This is a genomic window from Arthrobacter sp. P1_B3 (genome assembly GCF_056406615.1).
In genome coordinates this window covers 425,949-444,615 of record NZ_JBFTZV010000001.1, presented here as the reverse complement: position 1 = coordinate 444,615, position 18,667 = coordinate 425,949, and the positions used below count along the sequence as shown (strand labels likewise).

The following is an 18,667-nucleotide window of genomic DNA, read 5'->3' as shown; positions in this document are numbered from 1 at the left end:
CGCTCCCGGGAGTGGCCCCGCGGGGTTAAGATCAGGCATGGTCCCCGTGCCCAACGTCCTCGCCTTTGCCCTCGCCTCCCTCGTGCTCATCGCCGTCCCGGGGCCCAGCGTGCTGTTCGTGATCGGACGGACCCTGGCCCTGGGACGCAGGGGCGGGCTGTTGAGCGTCCTGGGGAACGCTGCCGGCGAGGTGGTGCAGATCGCCGCCGTGGCCCTGGGCGTCGGCGTGGTGCTGGCCCAGTCCGTGCTGCTGTTCAGCGTGGTGAAATTCGCGGGCGCCGCCTATCTTGTCTACCTCGGGATCCAGGCGATCCGGCACCGGGGCGGCGGACCGGCGACGGCATCGTCCTCGAACCCGTCCTCGACCGCCCGCGTGCTCCGGGAGGGCTTCATCGTGGGTGCGACCAACCCCAAGTCGATTGTGTTCTTCGTGGCCGTGCTTCCGCAGTTCGTGGACTACTCCGCCGGCGCGATTCCGGTGCAGCTCGGAACCCTGGGGGCCATCTTCTTGCTGATTGCCCTGGTCTCAGACAGCACGTGGTCCCTCGCGGCGGGAACGGCCCGGCACTGGTTTGCCCGCTCGCCCCGGCGGATCGCCGCGCTCAGCACCACCGGCGGCGTGATGATGATCGGCCTGGGCGGCACGCTCGCGCTCGTGGGCAACTCTGCGGAGTTCCAGCCGGGCAATTAGCCGGGCAACCCGGCCGGCAAGCGAGCCGCAACCCAGCCGTGCCGGCGACCGGCTACCGCGCGGACCAGCCGCCGTCCATCGTGTAGCTGGCGCCGGTGACCATGCCGGCGTCGTCCGATGCCAGCCACGCCACGAGGGACGCCACTTCCTCGGGTTCCACCAGCCGCTTGACCGCCGATTCGGTCAGCATGATCTTTGCGAGGACCTCGGACTCCGGAATGCCGTGCACCTTGGCCTGGTCCGCGATCTGCGACTCCACCAGGGGTGTCCGGACGTAGCCGGGGTTGATGCAGTTGGACGTGACTCCGTGCGCCCCGCCTTCGAGTGCCGTCACCTTACTCAGGCCTTCCAGTCCGTGCTTGGCCGAAACATAGGCGCTCTTGAACGGCGAGGCCCGCAGCCCGTGCACGGAGGACAGGTTGATGATCCGGCCGAAGTTGTTGGCGTACATGTGCGGCAGCGCGGCCCGGATCAGCAGGAACGGCGCCTCGAGCATGAGGGTGATGATGCGGCGGAAGTCGGCCGGATCGAACTCCTCGATGGGGCTGATGCGCTGGATTCCGGCGTTGTTCACCAGGATGTCGCAGTCCAGGCTGAGCGTCTGGAGGGATTCAACGTCAAGTAGGTTGACGGCCCACACAGTGCCGCCGACCTCGTCGGCGAGTGCTGCGGCGGCGGACTCGTCCACGTCCGCGATCACCACTTTGGCCCCGCGTGCCGCCAGGGCGCGGACGCTGGCTGCGCCGATCCCGCCGGCGCCGCCGGTGACCAGGGCCTTGCGTCCGTTCAGCGTGTTTTCCATAACTCAGCCTTCCATATCTAAAGATTCGATGAGGCGGCCGGCTCCAGCGKGGCTGGAGCCGGCCCAAACTCAAGCGGCCCAGTTACTCAAGCAGCCCAGTAACGCAAGCGGCCCAGTTACTCAAGCAGCCCAGTAACGCAAGCGGCCCAGTAACGCAAGCAGCTCAGCGCATGGCTGCTACGGGCAGGCCTTCGCGTTCGGCGTCGGCCCGGTCCACGTCCTCCAGTGCGATGCCCTTGGTTTCCTTCAGGCTAAGCACTGCCACGGTGGTGATGGCGCAGGCGACCACCAGGTAGATCGCGGTGGGCAGCCACGAGCCGGTGTCCTTGAGCCACTGGGTGGCCAGGAGCGGCGCCAGCGAACCGGCGAAGATCGAGGTGACCTGCGAGCCCAGGGAGACCCCGGCATAGCGCATCCTGGTCGGGAAAAGCTCCGACATCAGGGCCGGCTGGCCGGCATACATGAAGGCGTGCAGGCACATGCCGATCGTGACGGCCAGGACGATGATCACCGGATTGCGGGTATCGAACATCGGGAAGGCGAAGAACGGCCAGGTGGCGCCGGCGATGGCCCCGACAAGGTAGACCGGCTTCCGGCCCCAGCTGTCCACGAGGCGCCCGACCTGCGGGATGACCAGGAAGTGGATGACGTGGGCGATCAGCAGGGCCAGCAGCAGCGAGGAGGTGTCGTACTTGTGCACGGACTTCAGGTAGACGATCGCGAAGCTGACCACGAGGTAGTACATGATGTTTTCCGCGAACCGAAGGCCCATGGCCTGCAGGATGCCCTTGGGGTATTTGCGGATGACTTCACGGACGCCGTAGCTGACAGACTGCTCTTCCTCCAGCTGGGCCTTGGCCTCGAGGAAGATGGGCGATTCGGAGACGTGGGTGCGGATGTAGTAACCGACGAACACGATCACGGCGGAGAGCCAGAACGCCACACGCCAGCCCCAGCTGAGGAAGTCGGCGGCGCTGAGCACGTTGGACATGATGAACAGGACCAGGGTGGCCAGCAGGTTGCCCACGGGAACGGCGGCCTGGGGCCAGCTGGACCAGAAGCCGCGGGACTTGTTGGGGCTGTGCTCGGCGACGAGCAGAACAGCGCCGCCCCATTCGCCGCCGAGGGCGAAGCCCTGGATGAAGCGCAGGAAGACCAGCAGCGCCGGGGCCAGGTAGCCGATGGAGGCGAAGCCCGGGAGGCAGCCCATCAGGAAGGTGGAGACACCGATGATGATGATGGTCAGCTGCAGGGTGGGCTTGCGGCCGAGCTTGTCGCCGATCTGGCCGAAGACAATGCCGCCCAGCGGGCGGGCCACGAAACCGACGGCGTAGGTCAGGAACGCCTGGATGATGCCGTCCAGCTCGTTGCCGGTGGCGGGGAAGAAGTACTTGCCGAACACCAGGGTGGCGGCGGTGGCATAGAGGAAGAATTCGTACCACTCGACGACGGTTCCCACCATCGAAGCTGCGACGATTTTCTTGAGCCCGGAACCCTTGGATGCGGGTGCTGCGGGGGTTGTTGCAGAGCGTTCGTTTACGCTCATCTGGTTCTCCTTAGTGTCATCGGTGACACGCGCTGTGACGCACAGCACTGAAATGGCTCCATTGAGTATTGCCGCACATTTACGGCGATTCAATGGCCAAACTGGCACCCGGCATGTGCAGAATTGCAGATATGAACGCCAATCCCGATGACCTGTTGGTCCTGCTCGCGGTGTCCCGTTCGGCGAAATTTACGACGGCGGCCCAGACTCTCGGACTGAACCACACCACCGTCTCCCGGCGGATCGCTGCGCTGGAGAAGGCGCTGGGCGGCCGCGTGCTCTCGCGCGCGTCCGGCGGCTGGGAGCTCACCGAGCTCGGTGCCGAGGCCGTGCGGGTGGCCGAGCAGGTCGAGAGTGCCGTGCGCACCCTGGAGCAGCCCGGGCACACCCCGGACCCCATCACCGGCGTCGTCCGGATGACCGCGACGGACGGCTTCAGCGCCTACATCGCCGCCCCGGCCGTGGCCCGGCTCCGCCGCGACCATCCCGGCCTCAGCGTGGAGATCATCACCGTGACGCGCCGGGCGCTCCAGCAGCGTTCCGGCCTGGACATCGAAGTGGTGGTCGGCGAGCCGCAGGTGCACCGGGCAGAGGCCGCGCAGCTCGGCGAGTACATGCTGGGAATGTACGCCTCCCGCGGCTATCTGGCCGAGTACGGCACCCCGGCCAACGTGGAGGAACTGACGGCCCACTCGCTGGTCTATTTCGTGGATTCGATGCTGCAGGTGGACGATCTGGACGCCCCGCGTCGGCTGGTGCCCACAATGCGGGACGGGCTGAGCTCCACCAACGTCTTTGTCCACGTGGAGGCCACCCGCGCCGGCGCCGGGATCGGGTTCCTGCCCTGCTTCGCGGCCGACCTGCATCCGGACCTCGTCCGGCTCCTGCCCGAGGAATTCGCGGAGCTGCTCCCCTACTGGATGGTGCTCCGGCCCGATTCGATGCGCCGGCCGGCAGTGGCAGCCCTCGTGCAGGCACTGCGGGAACAGACCGCGGCGCACCGCGATGCCCTGCTGGGGCGGGGAGCCACCACATCGATTGCTCCGTAGGCGCCGTTATGGTGCCGCAAAAAGGGCGTTACGGAGCAGTCGGCGGCTCAGCAAGGGTCTCAGCAGGCGGTTCAGCCGGGGTTGAACGTGCCGGGTCGTGGCGGACGGCGGCGCCTGCCGCGAACGCCCGCACCTTCCCGTCGTTCCAGATGTGGGCCGGCACCGCTCCGCCGAGCAGGCGCCGCGCGAGGCCGGGATCGTCGTCGAACGGGCTGTCGCTGCCGGCCATGATCATGTTGCCGTAACGCCGGCCCTTGAGCATGGCCGGATCCGCGATGATCACGGTGTGGGCAAAGGCGTCGGCGATGGTGGCGGCGTCTTCGCGGGCATTCCTGAGGTCAGGGGCGTCGCCGGAGTTCACCACGTAGATCCCGCCGGGTGCCAAGACGCGCTTGGCGTGCTCGGTGAATTCCCGGGTTGTCAGCGGCCGCGGGGTCAGCGAGCCTGCGAAGACGTCGCGGATGATCAGGTCCCGGGTCTGCGGGGTCAGGCTCTCGGTGACTTCCCGGGCTTCTCCCACGCGCAGGCGCAGCAGCGGGGCCTTGGGCAGGTCAAACCAGCCACGGACGTAGTCGGCGAGCTTGCCGTCCAGCTCCACCACCACCTGGCGGGCGTCCGGATAGGCGGCGTGGAAGTAGCGGGCCAGTGAGCATGCTCCCCCGCCGAGGTGCAGGGCGCGGAGCTTTGGCTTCGAATCGCGCGGCCAGCGCGACTCGACAAGGGCGGCGATCCAGCGCATGTATTCAAAGTCCAGGAACAACGGGTCTGCGAGATCAATGTGCGAGCTCATGACCCCGTTGATGCGCAGGAGCCAGCCGGTGGAATTGTCCTGGTCCGGGATCAGCTCGCAGTCCCCCGTGTCGATGTAGTACACCCCGGCCACAGGACCGGCCGGCCGGGAACCTTTGGGCACTTCCACCACTCCGGGTTCCGCGGTTCCGGTGCTTCGCCCCCTGCCCCGCTTGGCCATCAGCTATCCCCCGCATTGTGCATGTTTCAACCCTAGTTCACCGGCAGTGGTTCACCGGCAGGGGTGCCCCGGACCCCGATCCCCGGCTGGAGTGGCCCCGCGCGGCCGGACGCTGGCCGTCCGCTGGCCGTCCGCGGGACCAAAGCCCCTACCCATTCCCGGATCGCAGGGTTCTACTGGGGCTGCACATACTGCCGGGCGAGGGGGTGCGTCCGCCGAGCCGGGAGGAAAAATGTCGGCACCCGCAGGGCAGCAGGGCGGCATCGTGGCGGTCGGCTACGGCGGGTCCGAGGCCGCCCAACTCGCCGTTCGCTGGGCCGCCGGCTACGCGGCCGCCGCCGGCCTGAACCTCCGGGTGGTCCATGCCTGGGTGTGGCCGGTCTTCACCAAGAACCTGGGCCCTGTCAAAGGCGTGGCCGGCAGCGGGCTGCGGCACTCCGCGGAAGCCATCCTCGCCGAGGGCATCGAACTGGCCCGCGCCACCGCCCTCGAAGCGGCCGGAGCCGCGCCGCCCGGCGTCGAGGGTGCCGTTCCCGATCGTGCCGTTCCCGAAAATGCGACGGAACACGCGGCCCCCGCCGTCGACGGCGTCATGGAGGCCGGGCTCCCGGCACCGGTGCTGCGCGACGCTGCCCGGGACGCACGGCTGCTGGTGGTGGGCAGCCGTGGCCTTGGCGCCGTCCTGGGCCAGGTGGCCGGCTCGGTCTGCATCGATCTGGCCGGATCGGCACCCTGCCCGGTGATGGTGATCCGGCGCCCGCGCCGCCCGCATCACCCGGTCGTCGTGGGAGTTGACGCCTCGCCCCGCAGCCCAGCCACCGTGGCCGAGGCCATCGCGCTGGCCGAAGTCCTCGGCGCCCCGCTGCAGCTCGTCCACGTGGATCCGCTCCGGGCCGGGGCACGGGAGGAGCACGGCCGCCATGCCCGGCTCCACGGCCAGGAGCTGCTGGACCGGGCCGTCGCTGAGGCCCGCGGGCTGGCATCCGGCCTGGAGGTTTCCGGGGCCCTGCGCGAGGGCCATGGTGCCAGGGAGCTGCTCGACGCCGCGGACGACGCCGACGTCCTGGTGCTCGGGACCCACAACCCCTCGGCAGGACCGGGGAACACGGTCTCCGCCGTGCTGCACAAGGCGCACTGCAACGTGCTGGTCACCCGCTAGCCGCCGCAAATGTAACCAATTCGGACCTGGGGATGCTGCAGAGAAGGAGGCCGCGGTGCGAGCCTGGCGAGTTGGACTTCCGGGGCCCATGTCCAGCGGTCCCCTCGTCGCCGCCGACTGCCCGGATCCTGTGCCGGGACGCGGAGAGGTCCTGCTGAAAGTGCGCGTCTGCGGTGTGTGCCGCACGGACTTACACCTGGCCGAGGGCGACCTCCGGCCGCGGCACCCCGGGACCATCCCGGGACACGAGGTGGTGGGTGAGGTGATCGGACAGGGACCGGGGGCGGCCAGGTTCGGCCTCGGCGAACGGGTGGGCGTTCCCTGGCTGGGCGGCACCTGCGGCGCCTGCCGGTTCTGCGTGCGCGGCCAGGAAAACCTCTGCCTTTCCCCCACCTTTACCGGCTGGGACCGCGACGGCGGCTACGCCGAGCTCATCACGGTGGCCGAGAACTTCGCCTACCGGATCCCGGAGACGTTCAGCGACGAGGAGGCCGCGCCCCTCCTGTGCGCAGGCATCATCGGCTACCGTGCCCTGAGCCGGGCGGAGCTGCCGATCGGCGGCCGGCTGGGCATCTATGGCTTCGGCGGATCCGCGCATCTGGCAGCACAGATTGCCCTGTACCGGGGTGCCCGCGTCTACGTCATGACCCGGTCCGCGGAGGCGCGCAAGCTGGCCCTGGATCTGGGCGCCACGTTCGCCGGCGGGGCCGAGGAGCAGCCGCCGGATCCGCTGGATGCCGCGATCCTCTTTGCCCCCGCAGGCGGGCTCGTGCCGATTGCGCTGCGCGCCCTGGACCGCGGCGGGACGCTCGCCGTCGCGGGCATCCACCTGAGCGACATCCCGCCCCTGCACTACACCGACGAGCTCTTCCAGGAGCGCCAGCTGCGCAGCGTCACGGCCAACACCAGGGCCGACGGCGAGGAGTTCTTCCGGATCGCCGCCGAGATCCCGCTCCGTCCCACCACCGTGGCCTACCCGTTCGAGGCCGCGGACCAGGCCCTGCGGGACCTCGCGGAGGACCGGATCACGGGGGCGGCCGTGCTGCACATGGAGCCGACCTAGCCCGGGTGGTCCCGCGCCCGCCGCCGTCGAAATCGCCGGAACGGTGCGGGCTCGCCTGACACACAGGGACGTTGCGGCGATCTGGCAGGTATCCGGCGAACTCGCGGCGACGCGGGCGCAAAGAGCGTCGAAGTAGGATTCAGTAGTGAAGGACAGGCCGTCGAAGGCAGAACTTTCGTGAAATTCGTGCTGCGGTATCCGCTCGTCACGGGGACATTCCTTGCGCTGCTGGCGGTGGTGGCCATGTTGGCCGCTGGCCACGAAGGCATAGCCCGGGTCGCCGCGAGCGCCTATGCCCTGACCGTGGCGGCCTACCTCGCCGTCGGGATGGCGCGCCGGCTGGCAGGTGGGCAGTGGGGCATCGACATCCTGGCCGTGACCGCAATCGTCAGCACGGTGCTGGTAGGTGAGTACATCGCCTCGATGATTATCGTCCTCATGCTCGCCGGCGGTACGGCCCTCGAAGACTACGCCGCCGGGCGGGCCAGGGGCGAACTCACCGCGTTGCTCGAACGCGTCCCGCAGACGGCACACCGGGAGCGCAACGGCAGCGCCGCCGCCGGAACCCCCACAGACGGCCAGAACGAGGACGTCGCCGCCACCGACGTCGAGATCGGGGACATCCTGCTGGTCAGGCCCGGCGAGGTGGTCCCGCTGGACGGCGTCCTGCTCTCCGATTCCGGGTCGTTCGATGAATCCTCACTCACAGGGGAAAGCCTGCCGGTGGAACGGTCCGCCGGGGACGGCCTCATGAGCGGGTCGTTGAACGGTGAGGTCGCGGTCCGAATGCGCGTCACGGCACGCGTGGAGGATTCGCAATACAGCAGGATCGTCGCCCTCGTTAAGGAGGCGGCGGATAGCAAGGCTCCCATGGTCCGGCTGGCCGACCGCTATGCCGTTCCGTTCACCGCCCTCGCGTACGTTCTCGGCGCCGTGGGCTGGATCGTCAGCGGCAGCCCGGAACGATTCGCCGAGGTCCTCGTTGTGGCCACCCCGTGCCCCCTGCTGATCGCCGCGCCGGTGGCGTTCCTCGGCGGGATGAGCCGCGCCGCGCGCTCCGGCATCATCGTCAAGTACGCCGGAGTGCTCGAACAGCTAAGCCGGATCAAGACGGCCGCCTTCGACAAGACTGGAACCCTCACGTACGGCCGCCCGGCCCTGGTCGGCATCCGGACCGCCGGGAGCCGCACGGCCGACGAGGTCCTCCAGTTGGCGGCGTCCGCTGAACAGTATTCTTCGCACGTCCTGGCCGCATCGGTGATGGACGCGGCCAGGAACCGCGGGATGGCCTTCTCGTCCGCCACCGAGGCCACGGAAGTCGCCACCCACGGGGTGCGGGCCCGGTTCAACGGCCGGGACGTCGTGGTGGGCAAGCCGGCGTTCGTGGCGGAGTGGGCATCCGGCGTGACGGAGGCGAAGCTCACCAGCGGCGAGCTCGCCATTTACGTCGGTGCCGGCGGCGAATTCGTGGGCTCGCTCGTGATGAGCGATCCCATCCGCAAAGAGGCCCGCCGCACCCTCGGCGAGCTCAAGGCGCTGGGCGTGGGCCGGACGGTCATGCTGACCGGCGACGCGCTCGCCACGGCCCGGCACATCGCGGAGGAGGCCGGGCTCTCAGACATCCGCGCCGAGTGCCTCCCGCCGGACAAGGTCGAGGCCGTCAAATCGCTGCCGGACCGTCCGGTCATGATGGTCGGCGACGGCGTCAACGATGCCCCGGTCCTGGCGGTCGCCGACGTCGGAATCGCCATGGGCGCCCGCGGCTCGACGGCGGCCGGCGAATCCGCCGACGTCGTGATCATCCTCGACGACCTCTCCAAGGTGGCGTCGGCCGTCCGGATCGGACGGCGCACCGTGCAGGTGGCCCTGCAGAGCATCTGGATCGGCATCGGGCTGAGCGTGGTCCTCATGCTGGCCGCCGCCGCGGGGTACGTGCCGGCCATCGCCGGCGCACTGACCCAGGAACTGGTGGATCTCGCCACGATCCTGAACGCCCTGCGCGCCCTCGGCCCCGGCCGCCGTCGAAATCGCCGGAAAGCTGCGGGTTCGCCGGGACGTTACGGCGATGTGGCCGGTATCCGGCGAACTCGCGGCTACCGGGACACTGGAGCTAGTCGTTGGCGGCGCTGATCCCGAACTGGCTCTTCAGCCGCACGCGGGCGCCGCGCTCAACCAGCGTGGGTATGTATGTCCTGATCCGGCCTTCGTTCAGGGCGTCGAATTCCTCGCCTACAATCCCGGCGATGTGCATCCGCGGAACGTGCGGAAACCGGGCGGCCAGGCGGTCGACAACCTGATCAATGCTGGGTTCTTTCGCATCGTCAGTCACTCCTTCAGTGTGGGGCGGAGCGGTCCCGGCGTCAACGAAATCCTCAGCCGGCAGGCGGAGGCGGCAACGGGCCCAGGCTCCGCAGGTACGTGCCAAAGCCGTGCGGTGCCCGGGCGTGGGTCCGGCCGGAGGTCAGGACCCGGGTGCTGTCCGTCGCCGTGACCGTAAAGGCGCGGCTGCGGAGGCTGTGCACCAGGGTCCGGTCTTCTTCGGACGTGACCCGTGCGAACCCGCCGGCGGTCAGGTAGGCCGAGGCCCGGACCCCGAAATTCGCGCCGTAGATGTGGGGATGGTCCTCGTGGAAGGGGTGACGTTCGCGCCAGCGCCGGAGCAGCTCAGGGTCCATCCCGGCGGGGTCCGGTTCCACGGATCCAAGCACAGCGTCGGCCCCGGCTTCGGCGAACTCTAGCTGGCGCACCAGCCAGTTCTCCGGCACCCGGGAATCGGCGTCGGTGTTGGCCAGCCAGGTCCGGCCTGCCCAGGGCGGCGGCGTCCAACGCTCGCCGGGCGGCCGCCGCCGTGGCACGCCGATGCCGGAGGCCCGGACGCCCGCGGACCGGCTGGCGCCGGCGCTGCGGCAGCTGACCTCCAGCGCGCTGATACGCGGGTCCGTGGCAGCGTAGGCAGCGGTGATGGCGGCGGAGCCATCCGTACAGCTATCCAGCACCACGGTCACGCGGGTGTCGACGTCGGGCCGGACCTTCTGCAGGGCGTCCGCGGACCGCTGAACGGCCTGCAGTGCCTGCCCAAGGTGGTCTTCTTCGTCGTGCGCGGGCATGACGACGGCGACCCGGTCGATGCGGTGCCCGCGCGGCAACGGCAACGCCGCCATCCGGGTCACCCCGTCCGTTCGGGGGCGCGGTCCGGCTCAGTGTGAGGCGCGGTGTCCGGGGCGGTGCCCGGCTCGGTGTGAGTCGCGGTGTCCGGTGCGGTGTCCGGTGCGGTGTCCGGTGCGAGGAACACTTCGAGGACGAAGTCGCGTTCCTTGTAGATCCCGCCGCCGGTCCAGCCCAGGTGCCGCCGGGCCGCTGCGTGGACCGAGTCGCCGTCGAGTTCCCAGCCGGAAACGGGGTGCCGCCAGTGGCACAGCGCGAGGGTCCCGCCAGGCATGAGAGAGCCCTCAATCCGGTCGAACAGTCCGGCGAGCTCTGCCGGCGAGAGGTAGTAACCCACCTCTGAGACCACGATCAGATCGAATGATCCGTCCGGCCACTCGTGCGGGACTGTCAGGTGCCGCGTCGTTGCCGCGGGCAGGTGGGCGAGCCGCCGGGCGGCGCGGTCCAGGGCGGTGCCGCTGGCGTCAACGGCGAGGAAGCTTCCGCACCGCGGCGCGAGCTCCGCGCTCAGGGTCCCGATCGAGCAGCCGATCTCCAGCCCGGCCGTGTAGCTGTCGCCCGGCAGCGCGGCCAGCGTGAGGGAACGCTTTCGCTGCTCGTACCAGCTCGAGGTGTACTGCCAGGGATCCTCGTCCCTGGCGTGGACCGCATCGAAGAGCCGCTCCGCGTCCCCCGCGGCGTAGGGGCGTGCGGATCCGCCCTCGGCCGGGGCTTTCGCCTCAGCGCCGGATCCGCCTTCGGCCGGGCCGTCCGCCGGATGCCAGGCAAATGTCTCCCAGGTCCGCTCAAAGTGCGCCAGGAAGTCCGGAGGCAGGAGCACCTCGTCGCCCGGCAGCCCGGAGAGCGGCTGCACCTGGGACGTATGCGCCGCCATGGCGGCAACCTTGGCCTGCAGCTCTGCCGGGCGCAGCGGCAGCCGGAACCAGCCCCGCCATGCCCCGCCGGCCGGGTCTTCCGGTCCATCTGGTGCCGCCCACAGCCAGTACCAGATAGGGTATTCGAGCAAAGCGTAGCCCGCCGCGGCGCTGAGCTCTGCGGCAACGGATCCGAGGACGTCGTGGTCGGAGTGAGCGTCGGAGCGGTACGGCGCCACGAGAACTGTCTTGTCGGCGGTGCGCCCGCACGCGGCCGACGCCTCGCGGACCGCGGCCCGGATCTGCTCCCGGTGCCCGGCGAGTTGTCCGTCGGGCAGGCCAAGGCACTGCCAGTTCCGGTCCCCACCGCCGCCCCCGGAAAGGCGTTCCAGGGCATCACCGAACTCCTGCAGCCGGACCGCGGCGAGCTGTTCCGGCGTCGTCGTTGGCGAGCCGGGATGCGATCCTTCCCCTGCCGTGCACAGCAGCACGCGGACCGTGGCGCCGACGGCGTGCAGCCGGGCCAGCAACCCGCCGGCCCCGAGCGATTCGTCGTCCGGGTGCGCGGCCAGGACAATGAAGGCCCGGCCGGCGAGTGCAGCGTCATCCAGCGGCAGTTCCGGCAGCCCGGCGGCACGGCTGCCGGCCCACGCGGCCTCGCTGGTCCCGGCATCGTTGTGGGTGAAATTCACCATGGGTTGCTTCCTGTCAGCGTCAGGGTGCCCAGTTGCGCGTCGTCGCGCATGGCGTGGTGCTGGCGGATGTACAGGGCGAGATCGGCCATCCGTTTTCCGTAGCGCTCGTCGAAGGCGAGCGGGGCCGGCCCCAGATTTTGGCTCACGAGCGTCTGGACGCGTTCGACGGCGGCGGCCACGCTTCCCCGCACGCGCAGGGCTTCCTTCCACGCGCCGCGGTCCGAGAGCTCCCCGGCGTCGATCCTCGCGGCCGTTCCGGCCAAGTAGGCGGTCAGTGCGGCAAGCGTCCGGTCAATCTCGCCGAGATGGGCCAGGGCTATCTGGTCCGGCTCCCGTCCGCCGTCGGCTGCTTGCTGCAAGGAGGCGGTGAAGCTGCGCGCCACCGCGACGGCGCCGCCCAGCCAGCAGGCGGCCACGCCCATGCCGCCCCAGGCGAAGCCCGGGCGCCGGTAATACCAGCCGGCGCCGCCGAGGGGCACGGCGGGGACGGCCTCGAAGTGGACGGTGCCGCTGGGAATCTCGCGCAAGCCCCGGCTGGTCCACTCCGGATTCGCGAAGCTCACGCCGTGCGCGTGGAGGTCGACGGCGAAGGCCGCCCGGTCCCCGTTCTCCAGATGGGCCGTCAGCACGGCATGGTCCAGCTGCGCGGCGAGCGAGCACCAGGGCTTGGACCCTTGGAGGATCCACCCGCCGGCGGATTCCTTGGCCTCAAGCCGCAGGGCGGGCGCCTCGGCGGCGAACACCCCCCAGGTCCCCTCGAACTCGGCGCCGTCGGGATTCGGGAAGTCGCCGCCGTCCTGTGCCGCCTTGCCTGCGGCCTGGGCGAGGATCGCCACGGCGTCCAGTTGCGGTTCCAGCACGCGTCCGGCAGCGACGTCGACGGCGGTCACGGAGGCCAGAATCTCCCACAGGAACGCGGTCCGGCCGTCCCCGGGCTTCGGCGCCGTCGCCGCTGCCGCCTTGGCCAGGTCCAGCAGCGCCGGGACATCGCCGACGGCGGCGTGTGCCTCGGACAGCAGGGGGCTGAGCGCGTCCAGGGCGGCGGCCGCGGAGCTGATCCTGACAGGTAGGGGGTAGTGGGCGGTGGGGATCCCGTTCATTGCGACTGCCTGTGTTCCTTCGGACTGGGCGGATTCGGGCTGTGCGGAAGGCGTGTGGGCTGGCTACGTGGCTGGAGTCCTGCGCGTCCGCGGCCGCGCCGCCATCGCTGGCGCCGTCGACAAGCAATCTAAGCATACTTAGCACTTGTTGCTGGCCGGCCGGCCCCACGCATGCGATGCCACCGGCGCTCGTGCGCCCTGGCGGACAACCTCCTGCACCTAGCGGACGATCGCGAGGGCGAAGCCGTCCCAGCCTTTCGAACCCACGGTCTGCATGACGGTGCCGTCCAACCGCGGGTCATCGCCCAGCATCTGGAGCGTGCTGATGATTCCGGGGGCGTTCACCGGGTCCATCGACGCGTCCAGCACGGCGCCTTCCCACACGACGTTGTCCACCACGATGGTGGTGCCGGGCCGGCCAAGCCGGATGGCCCAGTCCAGGTAGTGGGGGCTGTTTTCCTTGTCGGCATCGATGAACACGAAATCGAAGGGCGGTCCCGCCTCGCTTTCCAGCTCCTGCAGGGTGTCCAGTGCCGCGCCGACCCGGATGTCCACCTTGTGGCCCAGGCCGGCGTCGTCAACGTTCGCGCGCGCAACGCGGGCGTGCAGGGGGAGGTACTCGCAGGTGACCAGACGGCCGTCGTCCGGCAGCCCCTGGGCCATCCAGATGGTGCTGAAACCGGCCAGCGTGCCGATCTCCAGGACGCGGCTGGCACCGGAGAGCTGGACCAGCAATTTCAGGAGTTTGCCGGCGTTGGGGGCCACTTCGATTGGCGGCATGCCGGCCTCGAGGGCGCTGGTCACGGCGCGCTTGAGCGAACTATCCGGGCGGACCACCGCGTCGGAGAGGAAGTTCTCCACGGCGACCCAGCCGGGGGTGGACTGATGCTCGATCATGTCCCCAGTGTTCCAGCCGCCCGCGCCCGGCGGTAGTCTCCGGGCGCGGTTTCCGTCCGGTTTTGGGCCGGATTCCGGCGTGCGGACCGGCGCTAGGTTTCCGGCGTGGTTGGAATTTGCGGCCCGGTGCCGCCGGGGCCCTGCCCGTCGATGGCGTTTTCGAGCCGCTCCACCTTGCCGGTCAGCTCGCCGCTGTAGCCGGGCCGGATGTCCGCCTTGAGGACCAGCGAGACGCGGGAACCATAGGCGCCGACCGCGTCTGTGGCCCGCTTGACCACGTCCATGACCTCATCCCACTCGCCCTCGATCTCGGTGAACATGGAACTCGTCCGGTTGGGCAGACCCGACTCGCGGACGATCCGCACCGCGGCCGCGACGGCGTCATGGACCGACGCGTCGCCGGGCGCCTGTCCGTTGGCGGGGTCACCGGAGGGTGCTACGGAGAATGCGACCAGCATGTGGTGGTTCCCTTCACTCAGTTCGGACAGCGGGGCGAAAATTCCAGGGCTGTCCGACACTAGTCTTTCACGGGATTCCGCCCCGACAGCGCCCGGGCGAACCGTCGAAACCGTCACATAAATCACTACCCGCCGGTAACAGGTTCGCGCACCCGTCGCGTTGCTAACCTAGGCAAATGAACCGGGCAGTAGATCGCAGGCCGCTCCGCGCAGATGCCGCGCGCAACGTGGACAAAATTATCGCCGCGGCCCGGCAGTGCTTCCGCGAACACGGCCCCGAGGTGCCGTTGCAGACCATTGCCGTCACCGCCGGGGTGGGTCCGGCCACCCTCTTCCGGAACTTCGCCGACAAGGAAGAACTGGTGCTCGCTGCCCTGAACAGGCAGCTCCGGCTTCAGGTGGATCCGGCCATTGATGAGGCGCTGGCCGATCCGGACGCCGCAGCCGGACTCTTTCGGGTCATCGATGCCACGATGCGTGTTGCCAGCGAAGAGGCCAACCTCCTGGGAGCTGTTGCCGGCCGGCGCGGCCTGCTGGCGGGGATCACCGGCGGCCTGGTTGAATCCATCGCGGTGCTGCTGGGCCGTGGCCAGGGCCAGGGCACCCTGCGCAACGATATTTCCATGACAGACATGATCCGCCTGCTGGCCATGCTGATCGGCGCCGTCGACACGATGGAGCCGGGCTCCGACGCCTGGCGGCGCCCCGTGGCGCTGGTCGAGGACGCCATCCGGACGGAGCGGCCGGACCGGGCATTGCCACCGCAGGCCCCGCTGCCGGGCACCGCGTTCGACTCCGTTCTCGGCTAGGGCCGCCGTTCTTGGCAGAGTGGATAGGATCTAGCCCATGGGATGGGAAACCCTTGCCGGGGTAGTCGGCGGTGTACTGGTGGTCTATGCGGTCCTGCTGTTGCTGCTGTGGGGCTATGCCCGCCGGCACCCCGAGACCGTCACCATGAAGGATGCTTTGCGGCTGCTGCCGGACCTTCTTCGGCTCATCCGGCGCTTGCTGGCCGACCGTTCGGTGGCGGTGGGGGTCCGGGTCCGGCTGGCGCTCCTGCTCGTCTACCTGGCCTCCCCGATCGACCTCGTACCGGACTTCATACCGGTGATCGGCTACGCGGACGACGTCGTGATAGTGGCTCTGGTGCTGCGCTCGGTGGTAGCCCGCGCGGGGGGCGACGCCGTCCGGCGCCACTGGCCTGGAACCCCGGAGGGCCTGGCCGTCATGCTGCGGCTCGCCGGGCTCGGGACGCCAGTCTAAGCGTCCTCGGCCGGCTTTTCCTTGGCTTCGAGAAGGTGGTGCTGCAGCTTCTCTTCGGCTTCCCGGCGACGGCGGGACATTTCGCGCATTTCCCTGGTGGACTCAGCCCCTCCAGAAACGAACGGCTCGTGCTGCTTGGACCTCTGATCCTTGCGTGGCTCCGCGACCTCCTGCTCCGCAGCTTCATGCTCCGCAGCTTCATGCTCCGCAGCCGGCTGGTCGGCAGCCGCCTGCTCGCCGTCGTGTTCGCTCATGTTCGAATGCTCCCACGCGATCCCCGCGCCAAGTAGGGACTAAAGACCATTCCGGCCGTACCGCAATCGGATCGCCGAGCAGCACCGCTAGGGGTCCCCTGGGCGGGTCAATCCCAGCCCAGCAGCCGGAGCCCGGCGGCCGCCGCCGCGCCGGCGATCACCACCACCAGGAACGGCGCCCGCAACCACAAAGCGATGCCCGCCGCCGCCAATGCACCCAGCCGCGCGTCCAGGACAAGCGACTGGCCCGAGGCGACGGCATTGACCACCGTCAGGGACGCCAGCAGCCCGATCGTCATGGTGCCGGCAATCCTGGACATCCGCGGGTTGCGGAGCAGGCTGGCTGGCACCAGGTAGCCCAGCAGCTTCCAGGTGTAGGCGAGCAGGCAGGAGAGCAGCAGCCACATCCAAAGGTTCATGCGTCGTCTCCAGTGCGATCGCGGTGGTCGCCGGCGGGGTCGTGGTGGTGGTGCACGTGGTTCTCCGCGTAGGGATCGACGTCCGGTTCCAGGCCCTCGTCGCTGCGGCCGTGGCTGAACCAGCCGATTCCGGCCGCGACGACGGCGGCGACGAGGATCGGCACTCCCGGGGGCACGAACGGCACGGCCAGCACGGTGGCCAGCGCACAGACAACCGCGATGGCGACAGGCTCCCTGCCTTTCAGGCGGGGCCAGAGCAGGCCCAGGAAGGCCGCCACGGCGGCGCCGTCGAGCCCCCACTGTTTGGGATCCCCGAGTGCCCCGCCGGCCAGTGCGCCGAGGGCCGTGAACAGGTTCCAGAGGACGAAGACACCGATTCCGGCTGTCCAGAAGCCGCGCTTCTGCTCGTCCGGGTCCGTCTGCCCCGTGCTGGTGGCGGTCGACTCGTCGATGGTCAGCTGGGCGGCGGCAAACTTGCGCCACCCGCGCGGCTGCAACAGGGCGTTGATCTGCATGCCGTAGATGCCGTTGCGCATGCCCAGCAGCGTCGCGGCGCCCATCGCGGCGATTCCGGACCCGCCGCCGGCCACCACGCCGATGAAGGCGAACTGGGATCCGCCGCTGAACAGCAGCAGGCTCAGGGCCATGGTCTGCCAGAAATCCAGGCCCGAGGTGACGGACAGTGCGCCGAAGGAGACGCCGTAGAGACCGGTGGCAATGCTGATCGACAAGCCGATCCGCACTGCCGGCGACTGCAGGATTTTCACGGGCGCGGGTTCCGCCGCGTCAGAGTCCAGGCCCACGCGATGAGGGGCGCCTGGAGCGGGAGCCGCAAGGTATGCACGCGTCGCGCGCGCGGCGTGCCGTCTGCCCCGTAGGCCCGGCGCAGGGCGTCCACGTGGCCGGAAAGAAACGCGGTGAACAGTGCCGTGACGGCGCCGGCGGCGGCCCTCCGGGTGGCCGGGATCAGGAGCCCGACGGCGACAGCGGCTTCCAGCAGCCCGCTCGCCGCCACCCATTCCTCCCGGGACAGGACGGCCAGGGGGCCGTTCGGCTGCTCACCGGAGTCGTCCCGGCACAGGATGTCGGGAACCACCGGGTGGAAAAATTCGGGTTCGCGGAAGTGCTTGGCGGCGCTCGTGAGCAGCAGCGCGCACATCGCTGCCGCGGACAGGGTCTGGAGGTCCGGGCCGGACCAGCGAAATGGCATGCAACCACTCAACCACAGCGGTCACTCCGGCCGTAATCCGCCGGGGCGCGCAACGGTTTCCGCAGGAATCCGCCCCAGCTCCGCAGCGCGGCCGGGCTCTTAGCGGAGGGGCGGACTGACCGACATCAGCTGGGACAGGACCTGGGCCGGCCAGTTTGTGGTGATCTCGTGGATCCCCAGTTCCCGGCACCGTTCGACGTCGTCCTCGGCGTCGACCGTCCACACCCGGAACCGGAGCCCCGAGGCGAGCCAGCGCTGAACGGTGGGGGCGTGCGCGCGGACGTACCCGATTCCGGGGCCGGCAATGCCCGCCTCAGCCCCATCCAGGATCCGTTCGCCCTCCGCCTGGGCGGCCTTCATCACGTTGGCCAGGGCTCCGCCGGTCAGGGCACCGAGGCCCAGTTCCTCCCTGATGTCCGCCACATTGACGTTGTCCACGAGTTGGCAGACGGCCCCTGCCGGCACGGACTCGAGAAGGTGCTTGACGGAGTCGGGGCTAAAGCTCATGAAGGAAACGACGATCTTGTCCAGCATCGACGTCCGCGGATTCCAGCCTTCGTCCCTCAGGACCTCGAGGACGCGGTCCTCGAGTCCGAGCTGGTACGGGCTCGGGTGCTTGAACTCGATCGCCAGTCCGATCCCGCGGCCCGCCCCGCGCAGGATGTCGATCAGTTCCGGCAGGGTCAGGAGCTGCTCGGACTTGGCACCGTAGGCTTCCGGGATCCGGGCTCCCTTCCAGGAGGAGAAGTCCAGCGGCCGGAGCTCTTCCAGGGTCCGGTCGGCCACCTGGCCGGTGCCGTCCGAGGTGCGGTCCAGGGTGGCATCGTGCAGGAGCACCACGTGCTGGTCCCGGGTCAGGTGGACATCGCATTCCACACCGTCGGCGCCGTCGGCGATTGCCTGCAGGTACGCGGCCCGGGTGTGCTCGGCGAAGGCTCCGCTGGAGCCGCGGTGGGCATAGACCAGAGGACGGGCGGCGGCGGACTCGTCAGTCGTCATGGTGCCACGTTAGCGGACGGCCCGTTTCCGTGGCGGGACTAGGCTGGGCTCATGCAGGTGAATACTGAGCCAA

Annotated in this window: 21 protein-coding genes; 7 read left to right on the top strand and 14 right to left on the bottom strand. The window is 69.5% G+C overall.

The window, feature by feature from the left end:
• Positions 1-37 precede the first annotated feature (37 nt).
• On the top strand, positions 38-691 hold the full coding sequence (locus AC1D2F_RS02090; protein ID WP_229993958.1) for a LysE family translocator: 654 nt from the start codon (positions 38-40) through the stop codon (positions 689-691).
• Positions 692-743: 52 nt separating this feature from the next.
• Here the strand turns inward: AC1D2F_RS02090 and AC1D2F_RS02085 are convergent, their stop codons facing one another.
• Together AC1D2F_RS02085 and AC1D2F_RS02080 are read right to left on the bottom strand one after the other, a co-directional pair.
• Positions 744-1,493, bottom strand: coding sequence for a 3-hydroxybutyrate dehydrogenase (locus AC1D2F_RS02085; RefSeq protein WP_229993959.1), 750 nt, complete (start codon positions 1,491-1,493; stop codon positions 744-746).
• A 163-nt stretch (positions 1,494-1,656) separates the two neighbouring features.
• Positions 1,657-3,039 (bottom strand): MFS transporter, encoded by a 1,383-nt coding sequence (locus AC1D2F_RS02080; RefSeq protein ID WP_476966070.1) that lies wholly within the window; start codon positions 3,037-3,039, stop codon positions 1,657-1,659.
• Positions 3,040-3,170: 131 nt separating this feature from the next.
• On the opposite strand from AC1D2F_RS02080, the gene AC1D2F_RS02075 reads away from it, so the two are divergent.
• Entirely contained in the window at positions 3,171-4,088 is a 918-nt protein-coding gene (locus tag AC1D2F_RS02075) for a LysR family transcriptional regulator (protein ID WP_229993961.1), read from the top strand.
• A gap of 28 nt (positions 4,089-4,116) precedes the next feature.
• Here the strand turns inward: AC1D2F_RS02075 and AC1D2F_RS02070 are convergent, their stop codons facing one another.
• Entirely contained in the window at positions 4,117-5,058 is a 942-nt protein-coding gene (locus AC1D2F_RS02070; protein ID WP_229993962.1) for a spermidine synthase, read from the bottom strand.
• A gap of 232 nt (positions 5,059-5,290) precedes the next feature.
• On the opposite strand from AC1D2F_RS02070, the gene AC1D2F_RS02065 reads away from it, so the two are divergent.
• The 3 genes from AC1D2F_RS02065 to AC1D2F_RS02055 all read left to right on the top strand — a co-directional run bounded on the left by AC1D2F_RS02065 (position 5,291) and on the right by AC1D2F_RS02055 (position 9,410).
• Entirely contained in the window at positions 5,291-6,217 is a 927-nt protein-coding gene (locus AC1D2F_RS02065; RefSeq protein WP_229993963.1) for a universal stress protein, read from the top strand.
• A gap of 55 nt (positions 6,218-6,272) precedes the next feature.
• Positions 6,273-7,280: a zinc-dependent alcohol dehydrogenase family protein gene (locus tag AC1D2F_RS02060; RefSeq protein WP_290369362.1), complete on the top strand. Its 1,008-nt coding sequence runs from the start codon at positions 6,273-6,275 to the stop codon at positions 7,278-7,280.
• A gap of 177 nt (positions 7,281-7,457) precedes the next feature.
• Positions 7,458-9,410: a heavy metal translocating P-type ATPase gene (locus tag AC1D2F_RS02055; protein WP_229993965.1), complete on the top strand. Its 1,953-nt coding sequence runs from the start codon at positions 7,458-7,460 to the stop codon at positions 9,408-9,410.
• On the opposite strand, the gene AC1D2F_RS02050 is transcribed toward AC1D2F_RS02055, so the two are convergent.
• From AC1D2F_RS02050 to AC1D2F_RS02025, 6 genes are all read right to left on the bottom strand, one after another.
• Positions 9,391-9,609 carry a three-helix bundle dimerization domain-containing protein gene (locus AC1D2F_RS02050; protein WP_229993966.1) on the bottom strand — a complete coding sequence of 73 codons (219 nt, stop codon included), beginning with the start codon at positions 9,607-9,609 and terminating at the stop codon, positions 9,391-9,393. The genes AC1D2F_RS02055 and AC1D2F_RS02050 overlap by 20 nt on opposite strands.
• A 43-nt stretch (positions 9,610-9,652) precedes the next feature.
• Positions 9,653-10,441, bottom strand: coding sequence for a glycosyltransferase family 2 protein (locus AC1D2F_RS02045; RefSeq protein ID WP_229993967.1), 789 nt, complete (start codon positions 10,439-10,441; stop codon positions 9,653-9,655).
• A gap of 5 nt (positions 10,442-10,446) precedes the next feature.
• Entirely contained in the window at positions 10,447-11,994 is a 1,548-nt protein-coding gene (locus tag AC1D2F_RS02040) for a PIG-L family deacetylase (RefSeq protein ID WP_476966069.1), read from the bottom strand.
• Positions 11,988-13,094 (bottom strand): acyl-CoA dehydrogenase family protein, encoded by a 1,107-nt coding sequence (locus AC1D2F_RS02035; RefSeq protein WP_229993969.1) that lies wholly within the window; start codon positions 13,092-13,094, stop codon positions 11,988-11,990. The genes AC1D2F_RS02040 and AC1D2F_RS02035 overlap by 7 nt, the downstream gene beginning before the upstream one ends.
• Before the next feature lie 219 nt (positions 13,095-13,313).
• Positions 13,314-13,991 (bottom strand): O-methyltransferase, encoded by a 678-nt coding sequence (locus AC1D2F_RS02030; protein ID WP_229993970.1) that lies wholly within the window; start codon positions 13,989-13,991, stop codon positions 13,314-13,316.
• Between the two features lie 92 nt (positions 13,992-14,083).
• The gene (locus AC1D2F_RS02025) at positions 14,084-14,449 is read right to left on the bottom strand and encodes a thiamine-binding protein (RefSeq protein WP_229993971.1); all 366 of its coding nucleotides are present in this window, start codon (positions 14,447-14,449) and stop codon (positions 14,084-14,086) included.
• Between the two features lie 176 nt (positions 14,450-14,625).
• Here AC1D2F_RS02025 and AC1D2F_RS02020 point away from each other — a divergent pair, with 176 nt between their 5' ends.
• Both AC1D2F_RS02020 and AC1D2F_RS02015 read left to right on the top strand, forming a co-directional pair.
• Entirely contained in the window at positions 14,626-15,258 is a 633-nt protein-coding gene (locus AC1D2F_RS02020) for a TetR/AcrR family transcriptional regulator (protein ID WP_229993972.1), read from the top strand.
• Positions 15,259-15,295: 37 nt separating this feature from the next.
• Complete coding sequence (locus tag AC1D2F_RS02015) at positions 15,296-15,712, top strand: YkvA family protein (protein WP_229993973.1); 417 nt, start codon at positions 15,296-15,298, stop codon at positions 15,710-15,712.
• On the opposite strand, the gene AC1D2F_RS02010 is transcribed toward AC1D2F_RS02015, so the two are convergent.
• From AC1D2F_RS02010 to AC1D2F_RS01990, 5 genes are all read right to left on the bottom strand, one after another.
• Positions 15,709-15,966: a hypothetical protein gene (locus tag AC1D2F_RS02010; protein ID WP_229993974.1), complete on the bottom strand. Its 258-nt coding sequence runs from the start codon at positions 15,964-15,966 to the stop codon at positions 15,709-15,711. The genes AC1D2F_RS02015 and AC1D2F_RS02010 overlap by 4 nt on opposite strands.
• 107 nt (positions 15,967-16,073) lie before the next feature.
• On the bottom strand, positions 16,074-16,385 hold the full coding sequence (locus AC1D2F_RS02005; RefSeq protein WP_229993975.1) for an AzlD domain-containing protein: 312 nt from the start codon (positions 16,383-16,385) through the stop codon (positions 16,074-16,076).
• Positions 16,382-17,152: an AzlC family ABC transporter permease gene (locus AC1D2F_RS02000; protein ID WP_229993976.1), complete on the bottom strand. Its 771-nt coding sequence runs from the start codon at positions 17,150-17,152 to the stop codon at positions 16,382-16,384. Before AC1D2F_RS02000 ends, AC1D2F_RS02005 begins: the two co-directional genes overlap by 4 nt.
• Positions 17,149-17,595 (bottom strand): DoxX family protein, encoded by a 447-nt coding sequence (locus AC1D2F_RS01995; RefSeq protein ID WP_229993977.1) that lies wholly within the window; start codon positions 17,593-17,595, stop codon positions 17,149-17,151. Before AC1D2F_RS01995 ends, AC1D2F_RS02000 begins: the two co-directional genes overlap by 4 nt.
• Positions 17,596-17,694: 99 nt before the next feature.
• A complete protein-coding gene (locus AC1D2F_RS01990) occupies positions 17,695-18,594 on the bottom strand; it encodes a glycerophosphodiester phosphodiesterase (protein ID WP_229993978.1) in 900 nt (299 codons plus the stop codon).
• Positions 18,595-18,667 lie beyond the last annotated feature (73 nt).